Source organism: Natronoglycomyces albus, from assembly GCF_016925535.1.
In the GTDB taxonomy this organism is placed as follows: Bacteria; Actinomycetota; Actinomycetes; order Mycobacteriales; family Micromonosporaceae; genus Natronoglycomyces; species Natronoglycomyces albus.
This window is the reverse complement of record NZ_CP070496.1, coordinates 3085803-3110915: the sequence shown is the minus strand read 5'-3', so window position 1 is coordinate 3110915 and position 25113 is coordinate 3085803. Positions and strand designations below refer to the sequence as shown.

The window sequence follows — 25113 nt, the reverse complement described above, 5'->3', positions numbered from 1 at the left end:
CCGCAGTTGCGTTGACTGGGCGGTATCACGTGGATTCTAGGTCCAAACCGAGTTGGCGCAGATGTGGTAGCGGGTCGACCGGCTGTCCATCCATGTGAATTTCGAAATGCAGGTGGTCTCCGAATGAGTAGCCGGTATTTCCCATGTCCATGATGTGCTGACCAGCTTCTACTTCGTCTCCTTCCGCTACATGCAACGCCGAGGCGTGGGCGTAGTACGTCTCGTGTCCGTCACCGTGGTCGATCACAATCAATTTTCCGAAGCCTCCGGCCCAACCGGCTTTCGTGACCACTCCGGGAGAGACGGCGTAGATCGGAGTTCCGCGTACTCCGTCGAGATCGATCCCGTTGTGCGAACGACCCCAGCGGGGACCGAACAGCGACGTCAGGCGCACCTCGTCCACCATGGACGTCCATTGCACTTGGGAGGGCTGTATCGCGATGGGAGAGATATCGCTCGGTTCCACCTCGGCCCCATCCTGGTCGGCCTGAGGCCGTTGTTCGGTTTCGGCGCGGTTCGTTGAGGGCTCGTGGTCGCTTCCGGTGACAGCTGTGGCCGGAAACCGCACTCCTTCGACGTCGGCACCCGGTTCGGCTGCGTTCACCAGGTAGCTGATGTCTAGATCGCCTTGAGTGGGGCCAGGTTGTGAATCCGGAAGCGCGGCGGCACTTCCCAGTACCACCGCGCTGGCCCCTATGACCGCAGTACTGACGACCGCGGCATAACGACGCTGATTGTTGTTGAGGAGTGGGGCCAGCTCGTCGGTCCAGCTGGCGCGATGCTGCCCTCGAAGTCGATGGGGGCGAGCAGCATGGCGACGAAGGGGTGCGACGTCCAGATTGGGAAATTCATCCATCCGTTCCTCCGGGACACGAGGACTCCCGCGCGTGGCCGCTTCATGTGAGGCGGACGTGGATCGCCGTTGTCGGGTTGGGCCAGCGTGATTGTCGCTGGGGGAGAGCGGCGGCGCGGTTGTCCTGGCAGCGGCGATAACCGCAGTGCTACGACAAGAGTCCTTCTGAAACAACTTCAGGACTGTAGCGCGGCTAGGGATGGTCGAGCGATATTTCCCGCTCCTGGCGTGTCATGGGTTTGTACGGGCCCACGTGGGGGCTTATGCAAAAGGCACTTTCAGCGTTCTCGTCAGCTCGTTTACCTGCGTAAACTTCGCCTCCTGCGGCCCTGAATCTGCACTTTTGCATAAGCCGCGTGGTTGGCTTCGGCTGGGTTTTCGTAGTGCTAGAGGACAGCCGCGTCGGGTGCTGTTCCTCTCGCGTAACTGGGGGCGAATTCGGTGGCCAACAATTGATACCGCTTGGGTCGCTGGTGGTTCGGGTAGGGATAGCCCGGGCAGTGGCCCCGGTTCGCGTTGGGGGCGTTGAGGGACCACTGCCCGGTCGTGATTATTTGTGCCCCCAGAGGTGGCAGATGAATAAGCCGATTGAATAGCGGCTCAATGTGACGTCGGTGGCTCCAGTCCCAAAATGGCGCAGGATTCGGTGTATATGCGGACTACTTCCGGGCGCACTTCCGCTCGTTGTGTCAACGGACGTTCCCATGGGATACGAATGGTTTTTTCACCTTCGGGAAGGGTGAGGCGGTAGATGCCAGCTTCACCGTCCATTCCGGTCATTTCGGCTGCTGTGGCGTCTGGGTGGCCGCCGACGCCCCGGCACATCACCAAGGTGTCCGCAGCGTGATCGTCGTTCATGTGGCGGCGGACTGCGTCGATGACGTCGGGGGGAAAGGGGTTGTTCGAAGCACTCATCGCTGGCGCTCTCCCTTCGGTGAGGGCTCGGTGTCGATTCGATGGGACAGCTCTGAGATCAGGAGGCTGTTGAGCTGGTAGGCGAGGATGACCTCGTCGATGATGGTTTGCCGCTCCTGAGAGTTCCAGCCCGCCGCGTCCAGACGCGACCGGTATTCGTCTTTGAACCGTTTCGGGGAGCTGATGTGATCGAAATGGTAAAAGCCGACTCCAGCCCGTTCGAAGCCATAGTTGCGAATGGCGGCCTTTTTGAATGCCTGGCCGCCAGATAGGTCGCCCATGTAGCGAGTGTAGTGGTGCGCAATGAATACCAATGGTGATTGGTGGGCCGCTTCGGAGAGCCGATGCACGTATTGCTGTGTGCTTGGCAAAGGTGTGATCGATTCACGCCAATTGTTCCCGATGAGGAATTGAAGGTCTGCGACTAGTTCGGTTTTACGCATTAGTTCGTCGAAGACGAAACGACCTGCCGTGGAATGGCTGCGCCAGATTTCGGTGGCGGCTTCCAATTCGCGGTAGATGAAGTATTGCTGAGCGTGCCAAAACGCGTATTCGTCTTGGCTTAGGGAACCATCGAATAGCCGGTCGAACAGTCCCTTGCCCTGCTCGGTGGGTGGGTCCTGTTCGGGCTTGGGTTCGGTCGTGGTGGGGTCGAGTCCTTGGTGTATGGCCCACGTCGCTTCGCGCAGTTGTTGCGAAAAGTGCAGCTCAGCGGGCGAGTGAGCTGGGGTGGTCGCGGTCATTCACGTCTCCTTAGGCCGTTAACTAAGGGAAGGCTAACCTATTTTATGATGGCTGGCCAGGTCAGGGAGAGCAGGTGAGGACTTCGCCTCACCTGCCACCGGGTGGGTGGCGGCTGGGGCCGAATCGCGAGTTGCCGCAGCGAATGTTCGGTGGGTGTTGCCTGGTCTGGGGCGGTGGAGCTCGACTTCAATGCTCCAGTCGTCATGGCGGCCGCGAAGGGTGGCCGGAAGCCTTTGTGCGCCTGGATGGAGAGTCGGCCGGTGCGTGCTGGGCCGCACGAGCTATTGGCGATAGCCGTTGGTCCAGTTCTTATCGACTTGTGGCCACCGCGCTCATGCAAAGAGGTGGTTTTAGTGACATGCAGTAGTGGAGGCATGCGAAAAAGCGCGGTGTGATCAGGAAGTTGCCATTATTGTGGGCGCGTCATTAGCGCGCCGGTGAAGGGTCCGATATAGTGTCTCCTAGAGTGCTAGCGATCATCTTGCGGGACTTGAGATCTGAATATTGTTCAGGGTGACTTCTTCGTTACCGTCTAACTCGATTGAGTGAGGCGTTCAGTTGCGTCCGGCATATAGACCCCAGATCTACCCATATCACCCCACGATGTGTAAGCATTGTACGACCGATCCCTCGGTATACCGCTCATCCTTTGCACCCACTAGGAGGAAAAATGATCTCGATTCAGGCCAAGCAGGACGCGCAGTGGCAGCTCGCACTTAAAGACGCCGACTGGCAGGTCGCTTCTTCGGACGCCGACTGGCAGGTCTCCTTTAAGGATGCCGACTGGCAGTAAGCCATTGAATGAGTCATGATTCTGTAGTGTCCGAGAACTTCAGCCGCCAGCGTGTCCGTGTCACGACTTGGGCCATGGCGGTCGTGGTTTCTTTGGGCGCCGCAGGGATGCTCGTTGGATTTTGGCGGCCTGGGGAAGGGGTGGGTCTTCCGCAGGCCGCATTTTTCGTGCTCGCCACCATTGGCGCGCACGCCCTCTACATCCAGGCGGACATGCGCCGCCAAACCATTGCCTTCAACGCCGTCGACATTTCCCTATGTCTGGCGCTGTTCTTTCTGCCGCCCTTTTGGGTCATCGCGACCAGAGTCCTGGGCTCCTTTGTCTATTACCTGAGTCGCTACCTGCGTAAACGGACAGTCGCGATCAAGGCTGTGTACAACGTCGCATCCGCTGGTGTGCAAACGGGCTCCGCGGTGATCGTGGTCTTGCTCATCGGCTTGGAGGGAGCGCACGACCCGCGCACGTGGCTGGCGTTCATCGTTGCCTCATGCGTGTCATCCATGGTCGGCTGGATGCTCATCACCGCCGTGTTGTGTGTGCTCGAAGGCTGGCGACAAGCGCTCACCGGATGGCCCGGCCTCCTGATCGGCTTTGCCGTCTCCACGGTCAACGCGATCATCGCCACCATCATCGTCATTTCTCTGGGCGCGACCTGGTGGGCACTGATCCCCCTAGCCGCCCTCGTGGTGGCCACCGCCGCGACCTATCGCAGCTTCATGGATCTGCGTCGCCAGCGCCGACTCTTGGGCGAACTCAACGACTTCACTCGCCTGGTATCGGAATCGATGCAGGACAACCGCGTCCTCGACGCCATGTTGGGGCAACTGCGTCGCCTCCTTTCGGCCGAAGCGGCAACCGTGTGGGTCCCGGCCGAGAGTCGATTTGGCGAGGTGTCTTTGACGGCGACCGTTGACGAAACGGGCCTCACCGACCTGGGCACTGTTCCCGACGAGGCACTTCAGCACGTTGTCGACACTGGATCTAGCCTGCTGGTATACCCCACCAAGCGCCCCGACGAGTGGCGAGATTTGTTCGCAGGGTCAGGAATTACCGAGGCAATGATGGTGCCTTTGCGATCGGGCAACCAAATCTACGGTTGTTTGGCGGTCACTAACCGCTTTGGCGGCGACTTGACCCGCTTCCGGGATTCGGACTTGGCGATGCTGGAGACGATCGCCGCGCACATCAGCATCGCGGTGGACAACACCCGGTTGATCGACCAACTGCGCTACGACGCCTACCACGACTCCTTGACCGGACTAGCAAACCGGCGGCGCACCCGACAAGCCATCGAAGAGGCGCTTGACATCACGGTCAAAGACGAAGTGGTCGCCGTGTTGATGTTCGATGTCGACGGCATGCGTGAAGTCAACGACGCGGTGGGCCACGAAGCCGGAGACCAGCTGCTGCTGGAATTTAGCCGCCGACTCAAAGAATTGGCCCCGGACGGGTGCTTCATTGGCCGGATCGACTCCGACGAGTTCATTTTGCAGACGCGCCTGCCCAGCCGAGAGGATGCGACGGCATTGGCGCAGCGTCTGCATGAGGAGATCATGGCCCCCTTCCACTTCGAGGGCCTCACCGTCGATATCGGCGCGGCCATCGGGGTCGTGACGCATCCGGACTTTGCCTCCAGCGCCGACGAGCTGTTGCAGCGCGCTGACACGGCCACTCAGGTGGCGAAGAACTTGGATGGCGGTGTCCAGACGTATCTGGCTAGCTTGGAGTCGGAGAGCCTGCGTCGCCTTGGTTTGGCCGCCGATTTGCGGCGGGCGCTGGATCGCGACGAGCTAGAGGTGCATTACCAACCGAAGATCGACCTGTCCACCGGCAAGCTGGTGGGGGTGGAGTGCCTAGCGCGCTGGAACCATCCAAACTATGGGCCGGTCTCGCCCGCTGAGTTCATCCCGGTTGCCGGGGACACCGGCCAGCTGGGCCGGTTGACGATGCTGGTGTTGCGGCAGGCGCTGGTCGCGGCGCGGGCCTGGTCTCGCGAAGATGACCCGATGTCGGTGGCGGTGAACCTCTCGCCCAAGACGCTGGCTGACTTGTCGTTCCCGGATCGGGTGGCGGCGTATCTGGCCGAGTTCGAGGTCGAGCCGTCTCAATTGACGTTCGAGATTACCGAAGACGTCATGGTCTCAGACCGGTCGCGGCTATTGCCGAACTTGGACCGGCTCCATGAGCTGGGAGTGCAGTTGTCGGTGGACGACTTCGGTACCGGCTACTCGTCATTGGCGTATCTGCGGCGTCTACCGGTGCAGGAAGTCAAGATCGACCTGCGATTCGTGCAGGGCATGACCACCGATGAGGGTGATCGGGCGATTGTGCGGGCGGTGTTGGACTTGGCACGCCACTTCTCGCTCACCGTCGTGGCTGAGGGAGTGGAGAGCGCCATGACGCTCGAGGAGCTGACAGCGATCGGCTGCGACATTGGGCAGGGCAATTACTTTTCTCATCCACTCCCGGCCGAGCGATTCGTCGCGTGGCGCGAGACGTTGGAATCGGGTCATGAAGGTGGTCCCAGCCGCTGGGTAGGACGCCCTACGTCGTAGCAAGAGTGCTCGACGGGCGAGGTCCACCCTGGGACGCATTGGGGCAGTGGCCGTTTCTCGGCGGTCTCGGTCGGACCTGGCCGCTATGTGGTGATGTTGGCCACTGGTGCAGTTGTCGCAGGTGTTGGCACCTCAACATCGGTCACGTCTATCGACTTTGGGCCCGTAGCTATGTGCCTGGTCGTTCGTTTCAGATCCGATGCCGGTGCCTTCCCTGTTGACCCGCTTGGCGTGTCCTAGGTCTCGATATGGTGCAACCCCCACTTTGGCGTCGCGTCGGTGTCGTGTAATCTTGTTGAGGCCCGGCCACGAGGGACCAAAGGCGGATACGCCGATGGTGACTTGTATCGGGCAGGCCCCAATAGCTCAGTCGGCAGAGCGTCTCCATGGTAAGGAGAAGGTCAACGGTTCGATTCCGTTTTGGGGCTCTGAGCTGTTCATCCCGGTAGTTCCCCTCGCAGGGGCTCATTCCAGGATGTGCGGTCAGGATGTGGCGGTGTAGCTCAGTGGTAGAGCATACGACTCATAATCGTTGTGTCGCCGGTTCGATCCCGGCCATCGCTACGGGTTAACTCACAATCCGATGCCAGCTTCAGTTGACGATCTCGTCTCGGTGCTACATTAGCTCTTAACTACGAAATCCTGCTGAGCTGGCTGTTGCTTGTGAGTAGGTACCTGAATTTGTCCGTTTAAGTTCGCGTTAATCGGCACTGGTTTGCAGAGTTTGATTGCGCGGTGCTACGTCGATGAGGAGCACTCACCGTGGCCAAGGCTACTGATGTCCGTCCGAAGATCACCATGGCGTGCGTGGAGTGCAAGGACCGTAACTACATCACGAAGAAGAACCGCCGCAACAACCCCGACCGTATGGAACTGAAGAAGTTCTGTACGCGCTGCAACACTCACACTGCGCACCGCGAAACCCGCTAGCACGCAGCGGCCCATTCTTGGGCACGCAGGTGAGTCACATATAAGCAAGTCCCTTAAGCTGTCGTTCACGCGGCAGCTTTTGTTTTGAGGTGTGGATAAGGTGTTGAACCCCTCCTACGTCGGCCGGTCTCTACCGGCGACGCAACCGGTGACGATCACGGCCCAGTCCGTGGCGGCCTTCGCGCGTTCGCTTGGTTTCGCCGATGAGTCGACCCCGCCGCCCACCTACTTGATTTCATTGACCCTGCCAGCCTCCAACTCTTTGGTCGATGATCCCGATTTCGGCTTGGACTTCACCCGTGTGCTGCATCGTGAGCAGCGGTTCAATTACCTCCGGCCCGTTGAAATTGGCCACAGCCTCACCTGCACGGTGACGGTTGAATCGATCAAGACCGTGGCGGGTAACGAGCTCTTGAGCCTGCGGACCGATGTGGCCGAGGAAGGCAAGTCCGGTGACGAGGCACAGGTGGCCAAGGTGTGGACGACTTTGTTCGTCGCTGGGGACGCTGCGATGGAGGGCAAGTGACGCATGGCTACCTTGACTGACTTTTCCGCTGGCGACGAACTCTTCACGCGATCGTTCCCCATTGACCGGGCCGACTTGGTCGAGTACGCAAAAGCCTCAGGTGACCACAACCCGATTCACCAGGACGAGGCCGCGGCGAAGGCCGCTGGCCTCCCCAATGTCATCGCTCACGGTATGTACACGATGGGCCTGGCCTCCCGTGCCGTGTCCGAATGGGTCGAACAGGTGGGTTTGGACGCCCAGCTATCGGACTTCACCGCACGTTTCGCCAAGCCGGTGGTGGTTCCCGCCGATACGGGAGCCGAGATCGTGGTGACCGCGAAGGTACGTAAGTTGCACGAGGACGGCGCACTGGAGATCAATCTGGTGGTGACTTCGGGAGCGGACAAGGTGTTGGCTCCGGCTCGGGCCACGTTGCGTTGAGAGTGACCGTGGCGACGGCCGCGCGGGGCGGTTGCGTCCGCGCGCTGGTGGCGCCCACACCGTACTGACGTCGCCGCCGATGTGCCATTTATCGGTGTGAGTCTATATTTCGACTTCCCGCGCAGGGCATTTTGCTGTGCAATATAGATATGCGGGTATATCGAGCTTTGCGGAGTGCTTTTCGGACGGCCATGTTCGACGCGCGGCGGTACCGGGGGTGGGTACTTAACCACGTCGTGGTGCCGCAGGGCGCGCAGCGGCTGGCGGTGGCCGGGATTTTCCTGATTGTGTTGGGCATCTACCAGGCGATCATCGGCTATGCGCTGCTAGTTTCAGACGGCCTCGCCCAGACCCCCGAGGGGTATATCTTTGCTTTCGAATCGGCTTGGTGGGGTGTATTCCATCTGGTGCTGGCGGCATTGGTCCTGGTAGTGGCCGGATTCTTGTTCGGCTCCACTGATTGGTCTCGACGGATCTGTGTCGTCCTAGCTGGCATTGTGGCCGTGGACCAGTTCGTGTTGCTGCCGGTCTACCACTGGTGGGCGGCCGTGTCTTTGAGTCTAGCGTTGCTGGTCATTTGGGCAATCTTCACAGTTCCCTGGTCGGCGGAGGTGACCAAGGAACGTATGCCCGCCAATGGGGGCGGGATGCGAGGGGTGACATCTTCCACCAAGCGTTGACGCATATACCCCCAAGGGGTATGGTCGGTTTATGGCAAACATTATCGAGCTTGACATCACGGGTATGACGTGTGCGGCATGCGCGGCTCGCATCACTAAGAAACTCAACCGGGTCGAAGGAGTCGAGGCCTCGGTCAACTTCGCCACCGAGCGCGCCTATATTGAAGCCGCCGAGCCGGTGAGCGTCGAGGACGTCATCGGGGTTGTGGAAAAGACCGGCTATGGGGCTACTCCCGTAGCCGACCCACTTGCGACCTCTGAGGCCGCCGACAGCACCGAGGACGACGACAGTGCGGATCCGCAGCTCATCTCGCTACGCCAGCGGGCCTATATCTCTCTCATCATGGCTGCCCCTGTCATCGCGATGGCCATGATTCCGCCGTTGCAGTTCAACAACTGGCAATGGCTTTCCCTGACCTTGACGGCCCCAATTGTCGTATGGGGAGGCTTCCCGTTCCACCGAGCGGCGTGGAAGAACCTGCGTAATGGTGCCGCCACCATGGACACCCTCGTCTCGATGGGGACACTCGCCGCCTTCGGCTGGTCTGTGTACGCGTTGTTTTGGGGCATGGCGGGAATGCCCGGCATGACGCACCCGTTTAGCTTCACTATTGGGGCTGGAGAGGCTTCGGCCAACCTCTATCTCGAAGCGGCAGCGGGTATCACCGCCTTTATTCTGCTGGGGCGTTACATCGAGTACCGCTCGAAGCGTAAGGCTGGCCAGGCCCTGCGCGCGCTCATGGAATTGGGCGCCAAGGACGTGGCCATCGTCAAGGCCGGAGTTGAGGTTCGCGTTCCCGTTGGTGACCTGCAAGTGGGGGACGAGTTCATCGTGCGTCCCGGCGAGGCCATCGCCACCGACGGAGTTGTCGTCTCAGGTGCCTCAGCGGTCGACGAAAGCATGCTCACCGGTGAATCAGTCCCAGTCGAGGTGACCGAAGGTCATGAAGTGGTTGGCGCGACGGTCAACTCTTCGGGCCGTCTGGTTGTGCGCGCCACAAAGATCGGCTCAGATACGCAGCTGGCGCAGATGGCACGCATGGTCGAGGCCGCTCAAGCGGGCAAGGCGAACGTGCAGCGACTGGCCGACCGGATTTCGGCGGTCTTTGTGCCGCTAGTGGTTCTTTTGGCTATCGGTACTTTCGCCTCTTGGTGGTACTTCGACAGTCTTGGTCCCGCCGTTACCGCCGCGATTGCCGTGCTCATCATCGCTTGCCCTTGCGCATTGGGGCTGGCCACACCGCTGGGACTGATGAACGGCACCGGACGCGGCGCTAAGCAGGGAATTCTCATCAGTGGGCCTGAAGTCTTGGAGTCGACCCGTCGGGTGGACACGATCGTGCTGGACAAGACTGGCACTGTCACCACCGGGGAATTGAGTCTGCAAGAGGTCATACCCTCAGCCGGTGTCGCAACCGAGGAGGTACTCCGCCTGGCCGGGGCCGTCGAAAACGCCTCCGAACACCCGATCGCCCGCGCCATCGCCGATGGGACACGCGAGAGGCTGGGCGAGCTGGGCGAGGTCGAGGATTTCCATAACACCGCCGGGCACGGAGTCGCCGGAGTGGTGGACGGAATCCGGGTCACGGTTGGCCGCGTCAGCCAGTTCAGCGACGAGGAGCTGACGGCCGACCTAGTCGCGGCTCGGCGCGAGGCCGAACGTAATCGTTCCACTGTGGTTGCCGTGGCTTGGGAAGGGGCGGTCCGGGGTTTGATCGCGGTGGCCGACACCATTAAGCCCTCCAGCGCCGTGGCCGTGTCGGAACTGAAGAAGCTGGGTTTGCGCCCGATCCTGCTAACTGGGGACAACCAGACGGTGGCCCAGATTGTGGCGCGGGAGGTCGGCATTGATGAGGTCATTGCCGAGGTTATGCCCGAAGACAAGATGGCGAAGATCAAGGAGCTGCAGGAGGCGGGCCATGTCGTGGCCATGGTCGGCGATGGCATCAACGACGCCGCGGCCTTGGCGCAGGCTGACTTGGGTATCGCCATGGGCACGGGGACGGATGTGGCGATGGCTGCTAGCGACATGACCTTGGTCCGAGGGGACTTGACAGTTGCGGTGACGGCAATCCGGTTGGCGCGACGTACTTTGCGCAACATTAAGCAAAACCTGGTGTGGGCCTTCGCGTACAACACCTCTGCGCTGCCTTTGGCGGCCGCGGGTTTGCTTAACCCGATGATCGCGGGAGCGGCAATGGCGCTGTCGTCGTTGTCCGTGGTGGCTAACAGTTCTCGGCTGCAACGTTTCAAGGCCACTCCCATGGCTGAAGACGCGAATTCCGAGGCCCCGAAAGCCACCAAAACGATCGCATCCATTAAGGACTGATAACGAAGGTATCACCCAGTGAGATCCCTTGTGCCCTAAAGGATCTCGGGCGGTGCCCGTCCAAAGATCAACTTGCGATAGGTACTATTAGTCCGTCGCCTCGGCTGTTTCCCCCGTAGCAGTCGAGGCGGCGCCCTGTTTTGGCGTCCCCTCGACTGCGGAGGGGGAAAGTTACAGGGTCCCCGTGGCAGTTGTGCGGTGCGGTTGCACCGTGTGGGCGGCGCCTTGTTTTGGCGTCCCCTCGACTGCGGAGGGGTTCTGGGTGCGTTGGTGGCGTGATCGCCGCGCGTTTGGCCCGGTTGGTGTGCCATCGGGGTGCAGACTTTTATTCTCAGTGTGCGGGTTTCGGTTGGGTTGCGGATGTGGCAAGGTCCGCGGCCCAACCGAAACCGTTTTCGCTGGTGTGACGGGCGTCTGTATTGGCGACCCGCCTTTAGTTTCTTCTGATGCGTCGGGTTTCATGGTTTTGTGTCCGAGTCAACTCAGCCTGAATCCACTTCTGGTGCCGCCCCTGATCCGTTTGAGACGTCGATCGGGGTGGGGCCGTGGGTGGGGCCGTGGCCTGATGGCGATCATTGGGATCGTGAGTTGTTGGCCGGTGGTGACCGTCGCAATGTCATCGATCGTTACCGGTATTGGACTCGGGAGGCGATCGTGGAGGATTTGGATTCTTCACGGCATGAGTTTCATGTGGCGATTGAGAATTGGCAGCACGATTTCAATATCGGTACGGTCGTGCGCAATGCCAATGCCTTTGCCGCCCAGGCGGTGCATATCGTCGGCAAGCGGCGCTGGAATCGGCGCGGGGCGATGGTTACTGATCGTTATCAGCATGTCCATCACCATCCGACGGTGGAGGATTTCGTCGATTTTGCGGCTTCGGAGGGGTTGTCGGTGGTGGGTATCGACAATTTGCCGGGGTCGGTGGCGTTGGAGACGGCGTCTTTGCCGCGTCGAAGTGTGCTGGTTTTTGGCCAGGAGGGGCCAGGCCTTTCTGAGGCCGTTCGCGAGGTGTGTTCGCAAGTGTGCTCAATCTCGCAATTTGGTTCGACTCGCTCGATTAACGCCGGGGTGGCGTCGGGGATCGCCATGCATACGTGGGTGCGCCAGCATGTGTTTGAAACGGAGCGGGCCTGTGGGGCCGATGGGGCCGATGGGGCCCTGTGAGTTGTCGGGAAGGGCTTTCTGTGCCCTTGTTCTCGCGCCCTGTCGCTTTTTCGTGGTTACTCGACAGATTGCCTGTGAAGTTTGACAGCTCAACCGTCCTGTCGGATAGGCGACGATACGCCTAGTTTGGGTGGCAAGTTCTCTTTAGCTGAGGTCATAGCGTCATAGCGTGCGGTACTCTGCGTCACTAAGAGCAGATTACGATGATGCCGGATTAGCGGTTTCGCGTCTGACCTGAAACGGGAGGGCGCAAAGTCAACAAACCGGTTCTCACCTGGAAAGACACGCCATTTACGGTTTATTTCGGTACGGCCGGAGCGTTGAGGGCGTGAGTGGTTGGGAACTATCCGCTAATCTATATGCAGCATCGCTTTTGTACGATAAACTCACACACGCCTGGAGACGGACAAAAGGTTCAGCCAGGTCCCTGGGAGGGGCTAGAGATGTTGAAAAAGATTCTGACCTGGGGCGGTCTAGCGTTTCTGGTCTTCTTCGTTGCTTACCGGCCCGATGAAGCGGGGAACGTCGTCAGTTCACTAGCTGGCGGCATTATGGACGTCGCCAACGGCTTCGCGAACTTCTTCACCAACTTGGTGACCGGCTGATGCGATGACCGATGCAGGCGCAGGCGGCCCGGCGGAAAGGAACACCGAGCCGCTAACCCCCCCACATCCCCGCGCCTCCACCGACGGTTCCGAGTCCGTAATCGGTGGTAGCGGTAGTTCTGGTGACCCTGCCCCCCAGAGCGGCAGTGCCGAGAACTCACCGAGCGCGCAGCAATCCGGAGCGCCCGTCACCTTTAGCCCCGGAACTTCGTCAGGAGGCCCGCCATCGCCTGAAAGCGGCGGACTCCCCGAAACCGCCCAGAGCATCCTTGGGGGAGTGCGCTTCTCCGAAGCCGGAATGCTCAGCGGCCTCAAAGCCCCGCGCGTCCCCGACGCCCCATCACCCATTTCCGCTCGGTACCTGTTTCCCACTGAAAAGTACCGAGGCGAGTGGCGGCGGCACTGGGTCCACCTCATGCCCTGGTGCATCCTGGGCGCGCTATCCACCTTCATCATGGGATTCGTCTCGGGCCTGTTCCTTAAATGGGAGTCCGACTCTCGTGAGCTTGCCTTGTCGATCACCTTCATCACCTGGGCGATTGTCTTGGGTTACGTCGGGTGGAAACTCATCGACTGGTACATGGACCGCTTTATCCTCACCAACAAGCGTGTCATGCTTATCAACGGTGTCGTCACGCGAAAAGTGGCCATGATGCCGCTTATGCGAGTGACTGACATGAAGTACGAGCAGACTCCCATGGGGCGCATGCTCAATTACGGCACGTTCATCATCGAGTCGGCCGGTCAGGACCAGGCACTCCGCGAGATCGCGCACTTGCCCAACCCCAACGAGCTATACCTGCAAATTTGCGAGGAAATGTACGAACCCGAAGCCGTCGACGAACGGGATTCGGAAGAAGAAGTAGAGATTGAGCCAGAGTCGTCCTCGCGCCGTGACGCCCGCACCGGCGGTGACGCTTAAGAGGACACCGGCGATCCGAAAGATCACGATCCGAGGGGCCCGACCAAACTATTTGGTCGGGCCCCTTCGGTCCGCCCTGATGGCCGCTACCTCGACGGCTCCTCGCTGGGGACTCCACGAGTGCGGTGAGACCGGTACCACCAGAGGACGGGCTTATTTCACGCCTTGATTCCCTGGGTACAATTCCGGTTGCATACCCCCGCATAAGGCCCCGGGCCGGCGATTCACGGTCCCCATCTCCCCGTTGCGCGAGGAAAATCCCAAGCAAAATAATTGCCCTTCGAACGCGCAACGTTATGCGGACGTCACAACGTCTACTAGGTAGTTGGTTAGGAGACGCGTGAGCGCCAAGAAAACGTCATCCCATGACGAGGAGTTCCGCGAGTTTGTGGTTGCACGTTCAGCCTCACTCCATCGCGTTGCCTACCTGCTGACCGGAAACTGGGCGACAGCGGAGGACCTAGTGCAGACAACCTTGGCCAAGACTTACCTGGCGTGGGGTCGCATTCGCGAGGTCGAATCCGTCGACGCCTATACCCGCCGCATCCTCTACAACACCAATGCCTCCTGGTGGCGCAAGCGCTCTAATCAGGAAATTCCCACTGACGGCACCGTCCCCAACTCCGAGATCACCTCCCCGGCCGCGCCCGACAACCTTGCCAGTAACGAGACCAACCGCATCGGCGGCCGCGCCAGCGCCGACACCGACGACTTCGCCGAACAGATCGCCGCCAGAGAAGCCCTTTGGCGGCACATTCGCAAGTTGCCCAAGCGTCAGCGCGCGGTGCTGGTTCTGCGCTACTACGAAAATAAGTCAGATGCTCAGATCGCCGAAATTCTGCGCATCTCCACCGGGACTGTCAAGAGCCAGGCCTCACGGGGCCTAAGCGGGCTGCGAAAGAAACTTCAGTCACGCGCCGGGGCGCTATTTGGAACGGACCAAGAAGAACAGGGGGCGAAGGTATGAGTGATCGACCATCGAACGACCCCTTTCACCGGAAATCGACCGATGAACGGGTTACCAGTGGCTTTGGGGAAAAGGCCGGTCCCTCCCAACCTGCCGATTCCGACCAGTGGCTGGAAGAGTTGCTTCGCAGTGAGTTCAGCAGCAGGGCCAGCTGTGGGGTTCCCGCAGGCGACGTGGCCACAACCGCGATCCGCCGTGGACGCAGGATTCGGCGGGGCCGTCGGATTGCCGCTGTAGGCGCGGCCGCGAGCGTGCTGGCCATCGGGGGCGTCGTGTCAACACACATCGTGCAGGAGCTGACCGAACCCGGTGGCGGCCACGCCGCAACCGAGCGGCCCAATGCGGTGAGCGTGGCCGACTTCCAGGTGGACCTGCTCGTGGCAAACGAAGATGCCGTCGAGATTCAGACCTCTCAAGGGGAGGTCCTGGAGGCCATATCCGATCACGTCACAGCCGCGCTTAATGTCGAGGGCACCTATTACGCCATGGATGAGCAACTGGGCGAGACCGTCGTACACCGGCGCGGCGCGCTTGGTCCGATGACTTATATATTGCCGCTCCAGGTCCCCTTCGAACACACTTATGTCAACGCCGAGAACCAGTCGATCCTGCTGACCGAGGATACCGAATTCGGGCATGACCGAAGGCTCTACATCATTCGCGAAAGTTACGTTCAGGAGCCTGAACCCGAAGACATCAACGACGTTGACGCGATAGTGCCGATCGGACACGACATCCTCGGATGGAATGACGAGACCCTCGTGGTCCAGACCGGAGCCAGCCACGCCCAAGCCCTCCTAGAGACTTCGGAGTTGCGAGGCGGGGTTGTCTTTGAGAGGTATCACCTAGCCGAAATGGCCCAGGCTGGCTTCGAACAGGTCGTCGCGTTCGCTGGCAAGGACGGCAACGCCCCCGTCTGCCTTGTGGACCTGCGCGAAGGCGATCGGTACGGGGGCCCACAATCAGACCGCGACGCCTGCCTGGCTCCGGGACACTCCCATCTAGACCCCAACATCGCTGGAATTGGCGAAGCATTCGCCTTTGCCGATGACCTGTATAGGGACCACGCGGAGCGCGAATGGGGAGCCAGCTACTTCCACGAAGACATCGGCGGGCGCATCTTCGCCTCTCAACAGGAGCCATGGACCATTTTCGTGCCGCGCGACGAGGCCGAAGTTTGGTGGATACAGCCAGACATTGGAGAGGACTGGGTGCCATTGGAGGTCCCCGACGAGGCGATCGCCCCCGTCAAAGTCGTCCGCTGACAGCGGCCCGCACCTCCTCTACCGTGGACTCTCCGCAGGCCGAGGTGCGAAGGCGGTCCAGTCGCGCCGGACCAGGTTTGTCAACATTTCGGGTACCCAACTGGATCTACTTGGCCTCCCTGCATGTCCGCCTGGCAAATCTAGGTTTTAATGGTCCCTATGACTACCTTCATGGACTTGCCTATCCACCCATTGGCCGTGCACGCGCCCCTAGTTTTCGTGCCGCTACTGCTCATTGCCGCACTGGTGTACCTGCTCATCGCGCCGCTGCGGCGACGCATCGGCTGGGTCGTGTTCATCCTGTCGATCCTGGCCCCCGCCGCTGTATTCGGTGCGGTGTGGTCGGGGCGCGAGCTGGCTGACGGCCGTCACCTCACTCCGGACGGGAACTGGCCCGAGGCCATCGTTGATCACGCCTCGTACGGAGACCGTCTGCTGTGGATTCTGCTGGGACTCGCGCCCGTCCTGTGGCTATTCGGGGTGCTGGAAAAAGCCCGTCGCAACGCGGCGGCCACCAACGGCGGTGCGGACACGCAGCCACTTGACCCCAACGGTGAACCCAATGGGCCAAGCACCTCCGATGACCCTGCGAACAAGGGCCGCCGGATCATCATGATCGTCCTTGGCATCATCGCCATCGCGCTCATCGGGCTCGGTGGATGGATGGTATTCGAAGTGGGCCACTCCGGCTCTGAGATGGTGTGGGGAACCGAATAACCCCACCTAGCCGCAGCTGCCGACGATCAACAACACCAGCAACGCCATGATGCCCAAACCGCCCACGATCGACGTGAACCGGCTAGCCCTCTCATGGGCGGCGTTGATCTGTGCGTGGTCTTGCGGCGGGAGAGAACGCGGCTGTTGCGGATGGTGAACTTGCTCGACTTGCCAACCAGGCGGTGGGCGTTGGCCAACTGGCGGGCCAGGGTACTGTGCCCCCTCTGTCGAGTCGTCGGCGTTCGTGGCGTCGCTCATGCCTCCAGGCTAGCGTTTGCGCCTCCATCGCAGTTGAGCGAACGGGGCGAATGGGGGGAGCCCCACGTGATGAGCGAACAATGCCCGACCGCAGTGGCCGGATATGAAATCTACCCACAGAGTGCGATCACGGTACATGCGCCACAACGCCAGCCGGTGAATCGCCCGATAGGCGACTGGCCGGCTGGCGTTGTTACGAAAATTTAGCCCTCGGGCGCACCGCCGGGCTCGGCCCGGCGGTGCGCCCGTTGAAACTTATGTTCCCTGACCTAGCCGCCCGCAGTGGTCAACGAGTGAACCAAAGACTGGGCAGCAGGCATGGGTGAACGCTGAGGTTAACGCGACTAGTCCGATTCGGAGCTGCCGCTGGGACGCCGTCGACGACGGCGGCGACGCGAACCTTGCGACTCGGAACTACCCGTTCCGCTGGCAGCGCTCTTCGGAGCCGAGCCTCCCTCAGCGGCGGCTTGGCCGCGCTTCGGTCGACCCGAGCGGGTGCGCTGACGCGAACGGTTGTCGCTGGTCGCCTCAGATCCACTCTCGGCCCTGCGGCCCTTGTCCCGGGTCCGCGATCGCCCCTGCGCGGGACGACGCCGATTGCGTCCCCGACGCGGGCTCTCCTCGTCGTCCTTGATTTCGGCTTCGCTCTCCAACCCGGTTCGACCATTTTCCGAGCGCAGCACCTTATTGGCAGCGTCGGTGGGGATATTCAGGTCAGAGTAAAGATGGTCGGACGTGTGGTAAGTCTCCACCGGGTCGCCCAGATCCAACTTCAAAGTCTTGGCGATGATCTTCCAGCGCGGAAGGTCCTCCCAGGTCACGAAGGTAACAGCGACACCCTTGGCCCCCGCACGGCCCGTACGACCAATACGGTGGACATAGGACTCGGTCTCTTCGGGGGTGTCGTAGTTGATCACGTGCGTCACGTCGGTGACGTCGAGTCCACGGGCGGCCACATCGGTCGCCACTAGGACATCGATCTTGCCGGAGCGGAAGGCACGCAGCGACCGTTCCCGGGCGCTCTGCCCCAGGTCACCATGCACCGAACCCACCGCGAAACCGCGGAACTCCAGCTCATCGGAAAGCTTCTGCGCGGCCCGCTTAGTACGGCAGAAGACGATCGACAGACCGCGTCCCTCCGCCTGTAGCAGACGCACCAGCACCTCGGCCTTGTTGAGCGCGTGAGTGAGGTAGACGAACTGCTCGGTGTTCGGCTTCGCGTCGGTCTCCGCCGGGTCGACATCGGCCGAGACGGTGACCGGGCGGTACATGTGCCGACGGCTCAGGCCCATAATCGTGTCCGGCATAGTCGCCGAGAACAACATGGTCTGTCGGTCTTCGGGCAGCATGCCCAGAATCTTCTCGACATCGTCGGCAAAGCCCAAGTCGAGCATCCGGTCAGCCTCGTCTAGGACGACCTTGTGTACGCCATCGAACTGCAAGTGCTTGGACTTGTACAAATCCAGCAGACGTCCAGGCGTACCGACGACGATGTCCACGCCCGTCTTGAGAGCCTTGATCTGCGGCTCGTAGGCACGGCCACCGTAAATGGGCAGCACGCGGATGTTTCGGGTCTTGCCAGCGTTCTCCAGGTCGCGGGCGACCTGGAGCCCCAGCTCGCGAGTGGGAACGAGGACGAGGCCCTGTGGGCGTCCGTCAGCCCCCTCTTCAGCGGAGAGAATGCGGTCGATCATCGGCAGGCCAAACCCGAAGGTCTTACCGGTGCCAGTCGGCGCGCGCCCAATGACGTCGGAGCCGCGCATTCCGATCGGAATCGCGAACTCTTGAATCGCAAAGGCGTGGTGGATGCCGAGTTCAGCCAGCGCCTGCACCGATTCCTCGCGCACACCTAGTTCGGCAAAGGTCGGACCGACAGTGGTCTCGGGGGCCGAGGTGGCGGGTTCAGATGCGGATTCGCTGGTGGTCGGGGTCGTGGGATTGGTGTTGTGGGAAGTTTCGTTGTTCACAGTTTCTTTCACCGCTGCGGCGGAATCACCGTGGTCTCTGGTCAAGGCGTGGTCAACGTTCGTTGTCAGCCGCTTCAAGTGCGATTGCGCTTTCCGCAGCGGTTCTTCCAGTCCTCAGACGCCAGAGCATTCGTGGCGCTCATCGCCGAGCTCTCTGTCTATTGGCAGTATGTTCGGTCATGCAGCCTGGTTTTCATTTCGACTCTTCAACCGTCCAGACTGCGCGGGGAGCCAACTCGGCGGACATGGCGAGGGGCCTGTCTCGCCCGGGCTCGAACCCCGTACCTATCGTACTCGCTGATTGCCGCAAGATCAGCAAGCGGTAACCTTCCGACGTGTCTGATACAGAAAACTCCTCCATCGAAAGCACCGACGACGTGGCGTCAACCGGTGGTCCAGACGGTTACGTTCCCAGCGCTCGCTCGGTCGTGGAACTCCTTGGCCTGCTTGCGTATGGGGAGCTATTGGCCTTTGACCGGATGGCAGCAGACAGCCGCCTGGCCCCAGACGTCGAACGGCGGGCGGCGATGGCCCAACTGGCGGCAAGTGAGATTGCTAACTACAACGCGCTGGCGGACCGAATTCGTGAACTGGGTTACGAACCGGAGACGGTAATGGCTCCTTTCATGACCGCCGTGACCGATTTCCACGACTCGACGGCTCCGCGCGATTGGCTAGAGGGTCTCGTCAAGGCATACGTGGGCGACGCGATCTCCTACGACTTCCACCGCGAGGTGGCGGAGTTCCTGGAACCGGCCGACCGTGAGCTTGTGCGCGGGGTTCTACCCGATGAGAAGCACTCGGAGTTCCTCGTGCGCGAAATCAAGGCTGCGATCAGCCAGGACGAGGCCGTGGCCGGGCGATTGGCTCTGTGGGCCCGCCGTCTGGTGGGCGAAGCCCTGACTCAGGCCCAGCGTGCCGCCTCGGATTCCGAAGGGCTCACGGACTTGATTGTTCTGGGTGCGGGCGACTTGCAGGCGGTGGGGGAGTTGTTGCGACGACTCACCAACAATCACGCTGAGCGTATGAAGGCCATCGGACTGTCCAACTGACGTTGTCTCCCCCTCAGCGGCAGCCTCGACGTGACTCGCCACACTCGGGCTTGCTCCCTTGTTTTAGAGTTGAAAGCGGGTCAGCTGTGGGCCTACGTCCACAGAGCTGCGTTTGAGGCTCCCGACGCATGGGCCCACCCCCTTCGCAAACCCCAGTTGCTCCCTTGAGGACTCAAGTAGTGACCGTCCTCCACGAGTTGTTATCGAACCGAGATTCCTCGGGTGCAACTAATCGCGGTGGCGCGTGCGCTTCCGTGGCAGGAGGAACGCCGTGCAATTGAGAAAAAGCCACATTCTATCGGCCGCTTTGGCAATTTTGCTCGCCGGAGCGACAGCGACAGCCTGGTATTACGCCTCCCAGGCGCGCACCCCCGAGCAGTTGGCCCAAGAGACAGAAGCCCCCGACGACTCGATCATCACCGTCGAGGTCGAATCCGGGCAGCTGCTCGACGAGTTCACCATCTCCGGCACCGCGACGCGCACCGGAGACATCGACGTGATCGCGCAGCCAGACATGGCCGAAGGCGACGTCGCCATTACGTCGAAAATCCCCCTAGAAGTCGGCGACGAGGTCAACAACGGCACGGTCTTGATGGAGATCTCCGGGCGTCCGCTGATCGCCCTCAACGGCGCGATCCCCGCCTACCGCGACCTCGTCGAAGGCGAATCCGAGGGCCCCGACGTCAAACAGCTCCAGCAGGCGCTCGCCTACCTCTACGGCACGCCCGTCACCGGTACGTTCGACGCCCGCACCGCCCACGACGTCAGGCAACTATATGACGCGCGTGGCTACACCGCTCCCACTAGACCCGCCGGAGGAATGCCCGAACTGGGCGACGGCGTCGGTGAGGACAACCCAGCAGCCCCCGGAAACGTGCTGGTGTTGCCCGCTGGGGAGGTGACATTCGTGCCAGAGTTCCCCATTCAGGTCGGCTCGATCGAGGCCGACCTAGCCGCCCCACTGCCCGAAGGCGGCACCGTCATGGTGCTGGTCGGAGGCACCTGGCAGATCGAGGCACAGCTCAACGACGAGGACCGCCAGAACCTGCTATCAGTGGGCGAGGACGCCGAACTCATCTACGGCTCTGGCCCACTCGACGGAGTCGAAGTCCCCGGCTTTGAGATCGAGGAGCGCGAGGAAGAGGAACCCAACGAGTGGGGCGAGACCGGCGGCTCGAGCAACGTGGCCGTGTTCGAATTCGACTCCGAGGAGTTCGACAGCCTCACCCCCGGCGACAGCCAGGCGGTACGCGTCATCCGGGCTCGCTCCGAGGAGGACTCCCTCATAGTTCCCCTGTCAGCGGTCTGGACCGACACCTCAGGTACCACTAAAGTCACCGTCCGCAACGGAGGCGAACCAGACCGCGACGTCGCCGTCAATGTGACGTTGCAGCACGAGGGAACCGGTGTCATTGAACTCGTCGATGGCGATCTGTCAGCTGGAGACAGCGTCATCGTGGCATTCCGCGACCGGGGGAACTAGTGCGCCTTCCGTTTGGTAAACGGCGATCGAAGAACTCCGAGGAACGGCCGGTCGGTACCCGTGAGGACAGTCGATTCGGAGTCACGACGCTAGGCATCATCTACGAGGCCTTCGCCTCTGTGCGAGGCCGAAGCGTACGCGCTTGGCTCACCGCAGCCGGCATCGCTTTGGGCATTGCCGCCACCGTAGCCACCGTTGGGCTCTCCACAACAGCCCAGTCAGCCATCTCGGGACGCTTTGACGAAGCGCTGGCCACTCAGGTCACTGTCGCCTACCCGTCTTCGTTCAGCGGTAACCCGTCTCTGGACGGCTCACAACGTGTTCGTGGTATCGAAGGGGTCTCCTCGGGCGGGCTCACGTGTTTTGCCAACGAGGACGTGGCCATCTCTCGTACAGCCGAGCAATATTACAGCCGCTCAGCTCCCGTGGCTGGGGTCGAGCCGGGTGCGATTGAGGCCTATGACTTCACTGTCTTGGAAGGCCGCGCCTTTGACGAAGGGCATATGGAGCGATCGGACAATGTCGCCATGCTTGAGTCCACGATCGCGCGAGATTTGGGTTTCACCGGTTTGGATGGATCGCCGAAGGTCTTCCTTGACGGCGAGGGCTACACCGTTATCGGTATCTTTCGCGCGCCGGTGGGCGAAGCCAAGTTCACCGGTTCTGTCGCGATCCCGCCCGAACCTTGTTTGACCGGGGCGAGTGGTTTTGGCTCCTCGGAGATGTTCATTCGCACCAACCTCGGGGCAGCTGACAAGGTCGGCGAACAGGCTCCCTTGGCGCTATACCCCGAAGCCCCCGAGAGTTTGCAAGTGGCGGTTCCTTCGGACCTGCGTAATTTCCGGCAAGGCGTCGAGAACGAAATGGAAGCGCTTCTGTTGGGGCTAGCCGCCGTGTCATTGGTCATCGGTGCGGTTTCTGTGTCCAATACCGCGTTGGTCTCGGTGATGGAGCGGCGTACCGAAATCGGGTTGCGCCGCGCGGTGGGCGCGCCTCGGAGGGCCGTGGCGATGCAGTTCGTGTGGGAGTCGGTTTTCATTGGGCTCGTTGGCGGGATTGTGGGCGCGGTTCTGGGGGTCAATGTCACGGTTTTCGTGTCCATCTTCCGCGACTGGCAGCTTGTGTTTGACCCGTTGTTGCTGGCGGCTGGCCCGGTGATTGGGGCTTTGGTGGGCGTCATCGCGGGGGTCTACCCGGCGTGGAGGGCCAGCCGGGTCGCCCCGGCCGTCACCTTGCGCAGCTGAGGCTCGTTATGTGGCCATGAGAGCGACACTAATGCGGCGGGCCTGGGAGTCGACGCTGGAGCTGTTCTTCCCGGCCGCGTGCGCGGTATGCCAGGAGGACGGAGCGAGCAGGGGCGGACTGTGTCCACCGTGCCAGCGCCAAGTGTCCACAGCTCATGTCTACATTCCTGGGCCCAGGTCGCTCCGCTGTCCACCTGTCATAGCCGCCCGACCCTATGACCGCACTGCCTCGGCGGTCCTCAATGCGTATAAGGAGACTCCTCGCCGGGAGCTCGCCACGTGTCTGGCCCAGGCAATGGCGCAGCCATTGCGCTTGGCGCAGGAGGAGATCGGCCGCAGCGGCCGCACTCCTGTCGTGGTGGGCATTCCATCGACGTCCGCAGCCCGGGGACGGCGGGGGTTTGACCATATGGAGGTTCTTTTGCGCCTCTTGCGGGCCCAGAAGGTCTTCCTACACGGTTACCAGGCGTTGAGGGTGTCTCGCCGGGCAGACTCGGTGGGGCTCTCTTTGTCCCAGCGGGAACGCGCGGCCTTCGATTCTCTGTCCTTGCGGCCGCGGGCGGCCGGGGTATTGGGCGGGTGCGCAGTGATTCTGGTCGACGATGTGGTGACCACTGGAGCGACGTTGAGCGCGGCGGCGGCCGCGCTTCGCGCCGCCGGGATCGAGGTGGCCTCGGCGGTCACGTTCGCGGCGGCTCCGAACCGGCTCGCACCCGAACAGCGCACAAGCTCCAACCAGCGCTGAAACCCCCATTTGGGCTTTGCGAGTGAAGGAAAAGCACCGGTGACTTTTGCGTGAAATTTGTGAGGCCCGAAGGGGTGACTTTCGCTTCACTTCGCGCTAGTCTCAAGATCTCGGAACGGTAACGAGTAGGGAGAAGAAGGGACGACCACGCCGATACGGGTTACCGTACGGTAAGGCACACTCACTGCCGATATGACTCAACTGCTAGCTCCAGCTGACTATCGGGCGCGGCAAGCGCCTGGGACTACGGAGCAACATAAGGAGGGACGGCGATGGGAACGCCACCTTCCGGGGGCCGAGTCTAGATCGGATACCTCAATTCGCGCGCTTGGCGGCTTTGTCGACCCTGGTGGTTTTTCGATTGACGAACAATCGAGGGCATCGGCGCCTTCGCAGACGTGAATGGGGCTGGGGGAACCACCCCCTAGAGTGTCACCCTCCAGGTATCGCTAGCCCAGATAGGGCCGCAATAGTCGGTATACCGCAGGGAGTTCCGTTTCACGAACCCACATTCGTAGGCGAGAGGAGGTTGTGAACCCATTCCGTAACGCCAGTTTGAATGTCACTGATCTGACAACGTTCGTGCGACTTGTTGGCCGCAACCCTCCGTCCTGGAAGCACCTGGGCTTTGAGTTTCACGCTCGTTTTTCTTATTTGGCGGCATTCTCCAGCAGCATTGCGTTCGCGAGGCACGTTCGGCTTCGGATAGGCCATCGTCGGGTACCGCCCGCAGGTCCGCGACCGGACAAGGTTCGCCCCCGCATTCGCAGTGTGTTTCAGCGGCAGGTGCTGCGCCTCGGCGGCAATATGGCCGCAATTTCGGCAAGTCCCGCTTATGGACGCGACTGGCGCATATTCTGACAAACACAAGAACGCGAACCCATAGCCGGCGAGCTCATAGTTCTATTCTTCAACGATCCCCGCACATCGGGGGTTTGCCTGGGAGGTTCCGAAGTGGAAATAATTATCAAGGGCCGTAACGTCGAGGTCCCAGAACACTTCCGTGACCTAGTCGAGGAAAAACTCGAATCCAAGATCGCCAAGTACAACCGTAAGTCGACCCATGTCGACGTCGAGCTGTATCACGAGCCCAACCCCCGCCAACACGATCATGCCCAGCGCGTCGAGATCACCTGTCATTCAAAGGGGCCGGTGATTCGGGCCGAGGCCAGCGACGCCGATTTCCGTACCGCTTTCGAACTAGCCTGTAACAAGCTGAGTAATCGGTTGCGGCGCGCGGCAGATCGCCGCCGTTCGCGAGGATCGCGGACCGCCGCCGAAGTACTGGATGCCCCGCCGCTCCCGCCGCTGGAAGCCGAGCACAAGCCGCCGAAGCCAACGAGCGCCGGCCGGTTCATCTCTGAGGACATTGATCCATTCGAAGATTTGGTCGAGGACCACGAGCCGGGCCATATCGTCCGGGAGAAGTCGCACTCGGGTGAACCGATGACCGTGGACGATGCTTTGCACAACATGGAGCTAGTGGGCCACGACTTCTATCTATTCCACGACAAGGAAAGTGGCCGACCATCGGTGGTCTACCGCCGCCACGCGTTCGACTACGGCATACTCCGCCTCGAAATGTAGGCTCAAGCTCTCCGTTTATACGCGGAGGCGGACCCAGCAGTGGGGGTGCGACAGTTTTACGTAACTGTCGCACCCCCACTGTGTGTCAAGTCAGAAAGCGTGGCAGCTTGGCATTCCAGGAAGCTTAGGCAAAGGGGCCGATTCGGAACCGCAACAATGATTGTTCAAGTGTCGCTAGAAGAAAGAGTGACGCGCTGCGGTGGCATCAGTCAGTTGAGTCCGGTTGGCGACAGCGGAGCACATGTAGCAAAAGGGCCCTCCACATGGGAGAGCTAAGAATGTAGAGGGCATCGACGTGGGCAGCTGGTATCGCATGGCTGACCGGAGTGTCACTGACAATCGTCAAGCCCAGCGACCGTAGTCGATGCCCTTTGGAGGGTGTTCGC

General features: G+C 61.2%; 23 protein-coding genes and 2 tRNA genes. 20 read left to right on the top strand and 5 right to left on the bottom strand.

Annotated features, from left to right (window positions below; genetic code table 11):
* Positions 1 to 25: 25 nt before the first annotated feature.
* The 3 genes from JQS30_RS13380 to JQS30_RS13370 form a co-directional block, all read right to left on the bottom strand.
* The gene (locus tag JQS30_RS13380; protein ID WP_213170743.1) at positions 26 to 856 is read right to left on the bottom strand and encodes a M23 family metallopeptidase; all 831 of its coding nucleotides are present in this window, start codon (positions 854 to 856) and stop codon (positions 26 to 28) included.
* A gap of 597 nt (positions 857 to 1453) precedes the next feature.
* Positions 1454 to 1768 carry a DUF2470 domain-containing protein gene (locus tag JQS30_RS13375; protein WP_213170742.1) on the bottom strand — a complete coding sequence of 105 codons (315 nt, stop codon included), beginning with the start codon at positions 1766 to 1768 and terminating at the stop codon, positions 1454 to 1456.
* Positions 1765 to 2511, bottom strand: coding sequence for a biliverdin-producing heme oxygenase (locus JQS30_RS13370; RefSeq protein WP_213170741.1), 747 nt, complete (start codon positions 2509 to 2511; stop codon positions 1765 to 1767). The genes JQS30_RS13375 and JQS30_RS13370 overlap by 4 nt, the downstream gene beginning before the upstream one ends.
* A 671-nt stretch (positions 2512 to 3182) precedes the next feature.
* On the opposite strand from JQS30_RS13370, the gene JQS30_RS17580 reads away from it, so the two are divergent.
* From JQS30_RS17580 to JQS30_RS13300, 15 genes are all read left to right on the top strand, one after another.
* Positions 3183 to 3305 (top strand): hypothetical protein, encoded by a 123-nt coding sequence (locus tag JQS30_RS17580; protein ID WP_281398369.1) that lies wholly within the window; start codon positions 3183 to 3185, stop codon positions 3303 to 3305.
* Between the two features lie 26 nt (positions 3306 to 3331).
* The gene (locus tag JQS30_RS13365; RefSeq protein WP_213170740.1) at positions 3332 to 5860 is read left to right on the top strand and encodes a putative bifunctional diguanylate cyclase/phosphodiesterase; all 2529 of its coding nucleotides are present in this window, start codon (positions 3332 to 3334) and stop codon (positions 5858 to 5860) included.
* A gap of 355 nt (positions 5861 to 6215) precedes the next feature.
* Positions 6216 to 6288, top strand: a tRNA-Thr gene (locus tag JQS30_RS13360).
* Positions 6289 to 6352: 64 nt separating this feature from the next.
* Positions 6353 to 6424: transfer RNA gene (locus tag JQS30_RS13355), tRNA-Met, on the top strand.
* A 198-nt stretch (positions 6425 to 6622) separates the two neighbouring features.
* Entirely contained in the window at positions 6623 to 6790 is a 168-nt protein-coding gene (gene rpmG, locus JQS30_RS13350; protein WP_213170739.1) for a 50S ribosomal protein L33, read from the top strand.
* Positions 6791 to 6890: 100 nt separating this feature from the next.
* Positions 6891 to 7316, top strand: a complete 426-nt coding sequence (locus JQS30_RS13345) for an FAS1-like dehydratase domain-containing protein (RefSeq protein WP_213170738.1) — start codon at positions 6891 to 6893, stop codon at positions 7314 to 7316.
* 3 nt (positions 7317 to 7319) lie between these two features.
* On the top strand, positions 7320 to 7739 hold the full coding sequence (locus JQS30_RS13340) for a MaoC/PaaZ C-terminal domain-containing protein (protein WP_213170737.1): 420 nt from the start codon (positions 7320 to 7322) through the stop codon (positions 7737 to 7739).
* A gap of 149 nt (positions 7740 to 7888) precedes the next feature.
* Complete coding sequence (locus tag JQS30_RS13335) at positions 7889 to 8419, top strand: DUF7144 family membrane protein (protein WP_213170736.1); 531 nt, start codon at positions 7889 to 7891, stop codon at positions 8417 to 8419.
* A 31-nt stretch (positions 8420 to 8450) separates the two neighbouring features.
* Positions 8451 to 10748 (top strand): heavy metal translocating P-type ATPase, encoded by a 2298-nt coding sequence (locus JQS30_RS13330; RefSeq protein ID WP_213170735.1) that lies wholly within the window; start codon positions 8451 to 8453, stop codon positions 10746 to 10748.
* 468 nt (positions 10749 to 11216) lie between these two features.
* Positions 11217 to 11915, top strand: coding sequence for a TrmH family RNA methyltransferase (locus JQS30_RS13325; protein WP_246497923.1), 699 nt, complete (start codon positions 11217 to 11219; stop codon positions 11913 to 11915).
* A gap of 443 nt (positions 11916 to 12358) precedes the next feature.
* Positions 12359 to 12520, top strand: coding sequence for a hypothetical protein (locus JQS30_RS13320; RefSeq protein ID WP_213173118.1), 162 nt, complete (start codon positions 12359 to 12361; stop codon positions 12518 to 12520).
* Positions 12521 to 12524: 4 nt separating this feature from the next.
* A complete protein-coding gene (locus JQS30_RS13315) occupies positions 12525 to 13442 on the top strand; it encodes a PH domain-containing protein (RefSeq protein ID WP_213170734.1) in 918 nt (305 codons plus the stop codon).
* A gap of 340 nt (positions 13443 to 13782) precedes the next feature.
* Positions 13783 to 14409: a SigE family RNA polymerase sigma factor gene (locus JQS30_RS13310; RefSeq protein ID WP_213170733.1), complete on the top strand. Its 627-nt coding sequence runs from the start codon at positions 13783 to 13785 to the stop codon at positions 14407 to 14409.
* Entirely contained in the window at positions 14406 to 15674 is a 1269-nt protein-coding gene (locus JQS30_RS13305) for a hypothetical protein (RefSeq protein ID WP_213170732.1), read from the top strand. The genes JQS30_RS13310 and JQS30_RS13305 overlap by 4 nt, the downstream gene beginning before the upstream one ends.
* Before the next feature lie 159 nt (positions 15675 to 15833).
* Positions 15834 to 16391: a hypothetical protein gene (locus JQS30_RS13300; protein ID WP_213170731.1), complete on the top strand. Its 558-nt coding sequence runs from the start codon at positions 15834 to 15836 to the stop codon at positions 16389 to 16391.
* 6 nt (positions 16392 to 16397) lie between these two features.
* Here the strand turns inward: JQS30_RS13300 and JQS30_RS13295 are convergent, their stop codons facing one another.
* On the bottom strand, positions 16398 to 16649 hold the full coding sequence (locus JQS30_RS13295) for a hypothetical protein (protein ID WP_213170730.1): 252 nt from the start codon (positions 16647 to 16649) through the stop codon (positions 16398 to 16400).
* A 344-nt stretch (positions 16650 to 16993) separates the two neighbouring features.
* Positions 16994 to 18616 carry a DEAD/DEAH box helicase gene (locus tag JQS30_RS13290; protein ID WP_213170729.1) on the bottom strand — a complete coding sequence of 541 codons (1623 nt, stop codon included), beginning with the start codon at positions 18614 to 18616 and terminating at the stop codon, positions 16994 to 16996.
* A gap of 335 nt (positions 18617 to 18951) precedes the next feature.
* Between JQS30_RS13290 and JQS30_RS13285 the strand changes: the two genes are divergently transcribed.
* From JQS30_RS13285 to hpf, 5 genes are all read left to right on the top strand, one after another.
* The gene (locus JQS30_RS13285) at positions 18952 to 19668 is read left to right on the top strand and encodes a ferritin-like fold-containing protein (protein WP_246497922.1); all 717 of its coding nucleotides are present in this window, start codon (positions 18952 to 18954) and stop codon (positions 19666 to 19668) included.
* Between the two features lie 271 nt (positions 19669 to 19939).
* Entirely contained in the window at positions 19940 to 21151 is a 1212-nt protein-coding gene (locus JQS30_RS13280) for a hypothetical protein (RefSeq protein ID WP_213170728.1), read from the top strand.
* Positions 21151 to 22395: an ABC transporter permease gene (locus tag JQS30_RS13275; RefSeq protein ID WP_213170727.1), complete on the top strand. Its 1245-nt coding sequence runs from the start codon at positions 21151 to 21153 to the stop codon at positions 22393 to 22395. Before JQS30_RS13280 ends, JQS30_RS13275 begins: the two co-directional genes overlap by 1 nt.
* A 16-nt stretch (positions 22396 to 22411) precedes the next feature.
* Positions 22412 to 23140: a ComF family protein gene (locus JQS30_RS13270; RefSeq protein ID WP_213170726.1), complete on the top strand. Its 729-nt coding sequence runs from the start codon at positions 22412 to 22414 to the stop codon at positions 23138 to 23140.
* A 954-nt stretch (positions 23141 to 24094) separates the two neighbouring features.
* A complete protein-coding gene (hpf, locus tag JQS30_RS13265) occupies positions 24095 to 24727 on the top strand; it encodes a ribosome hibernation-promoting factor, HPF/YfiA family (protein WP_213170725.1) in 633 nt (210 codons plus the stop codon).
* The last annotated feature ends 386 nt before the right edge of the window (positions 24728 to 25113 follow it).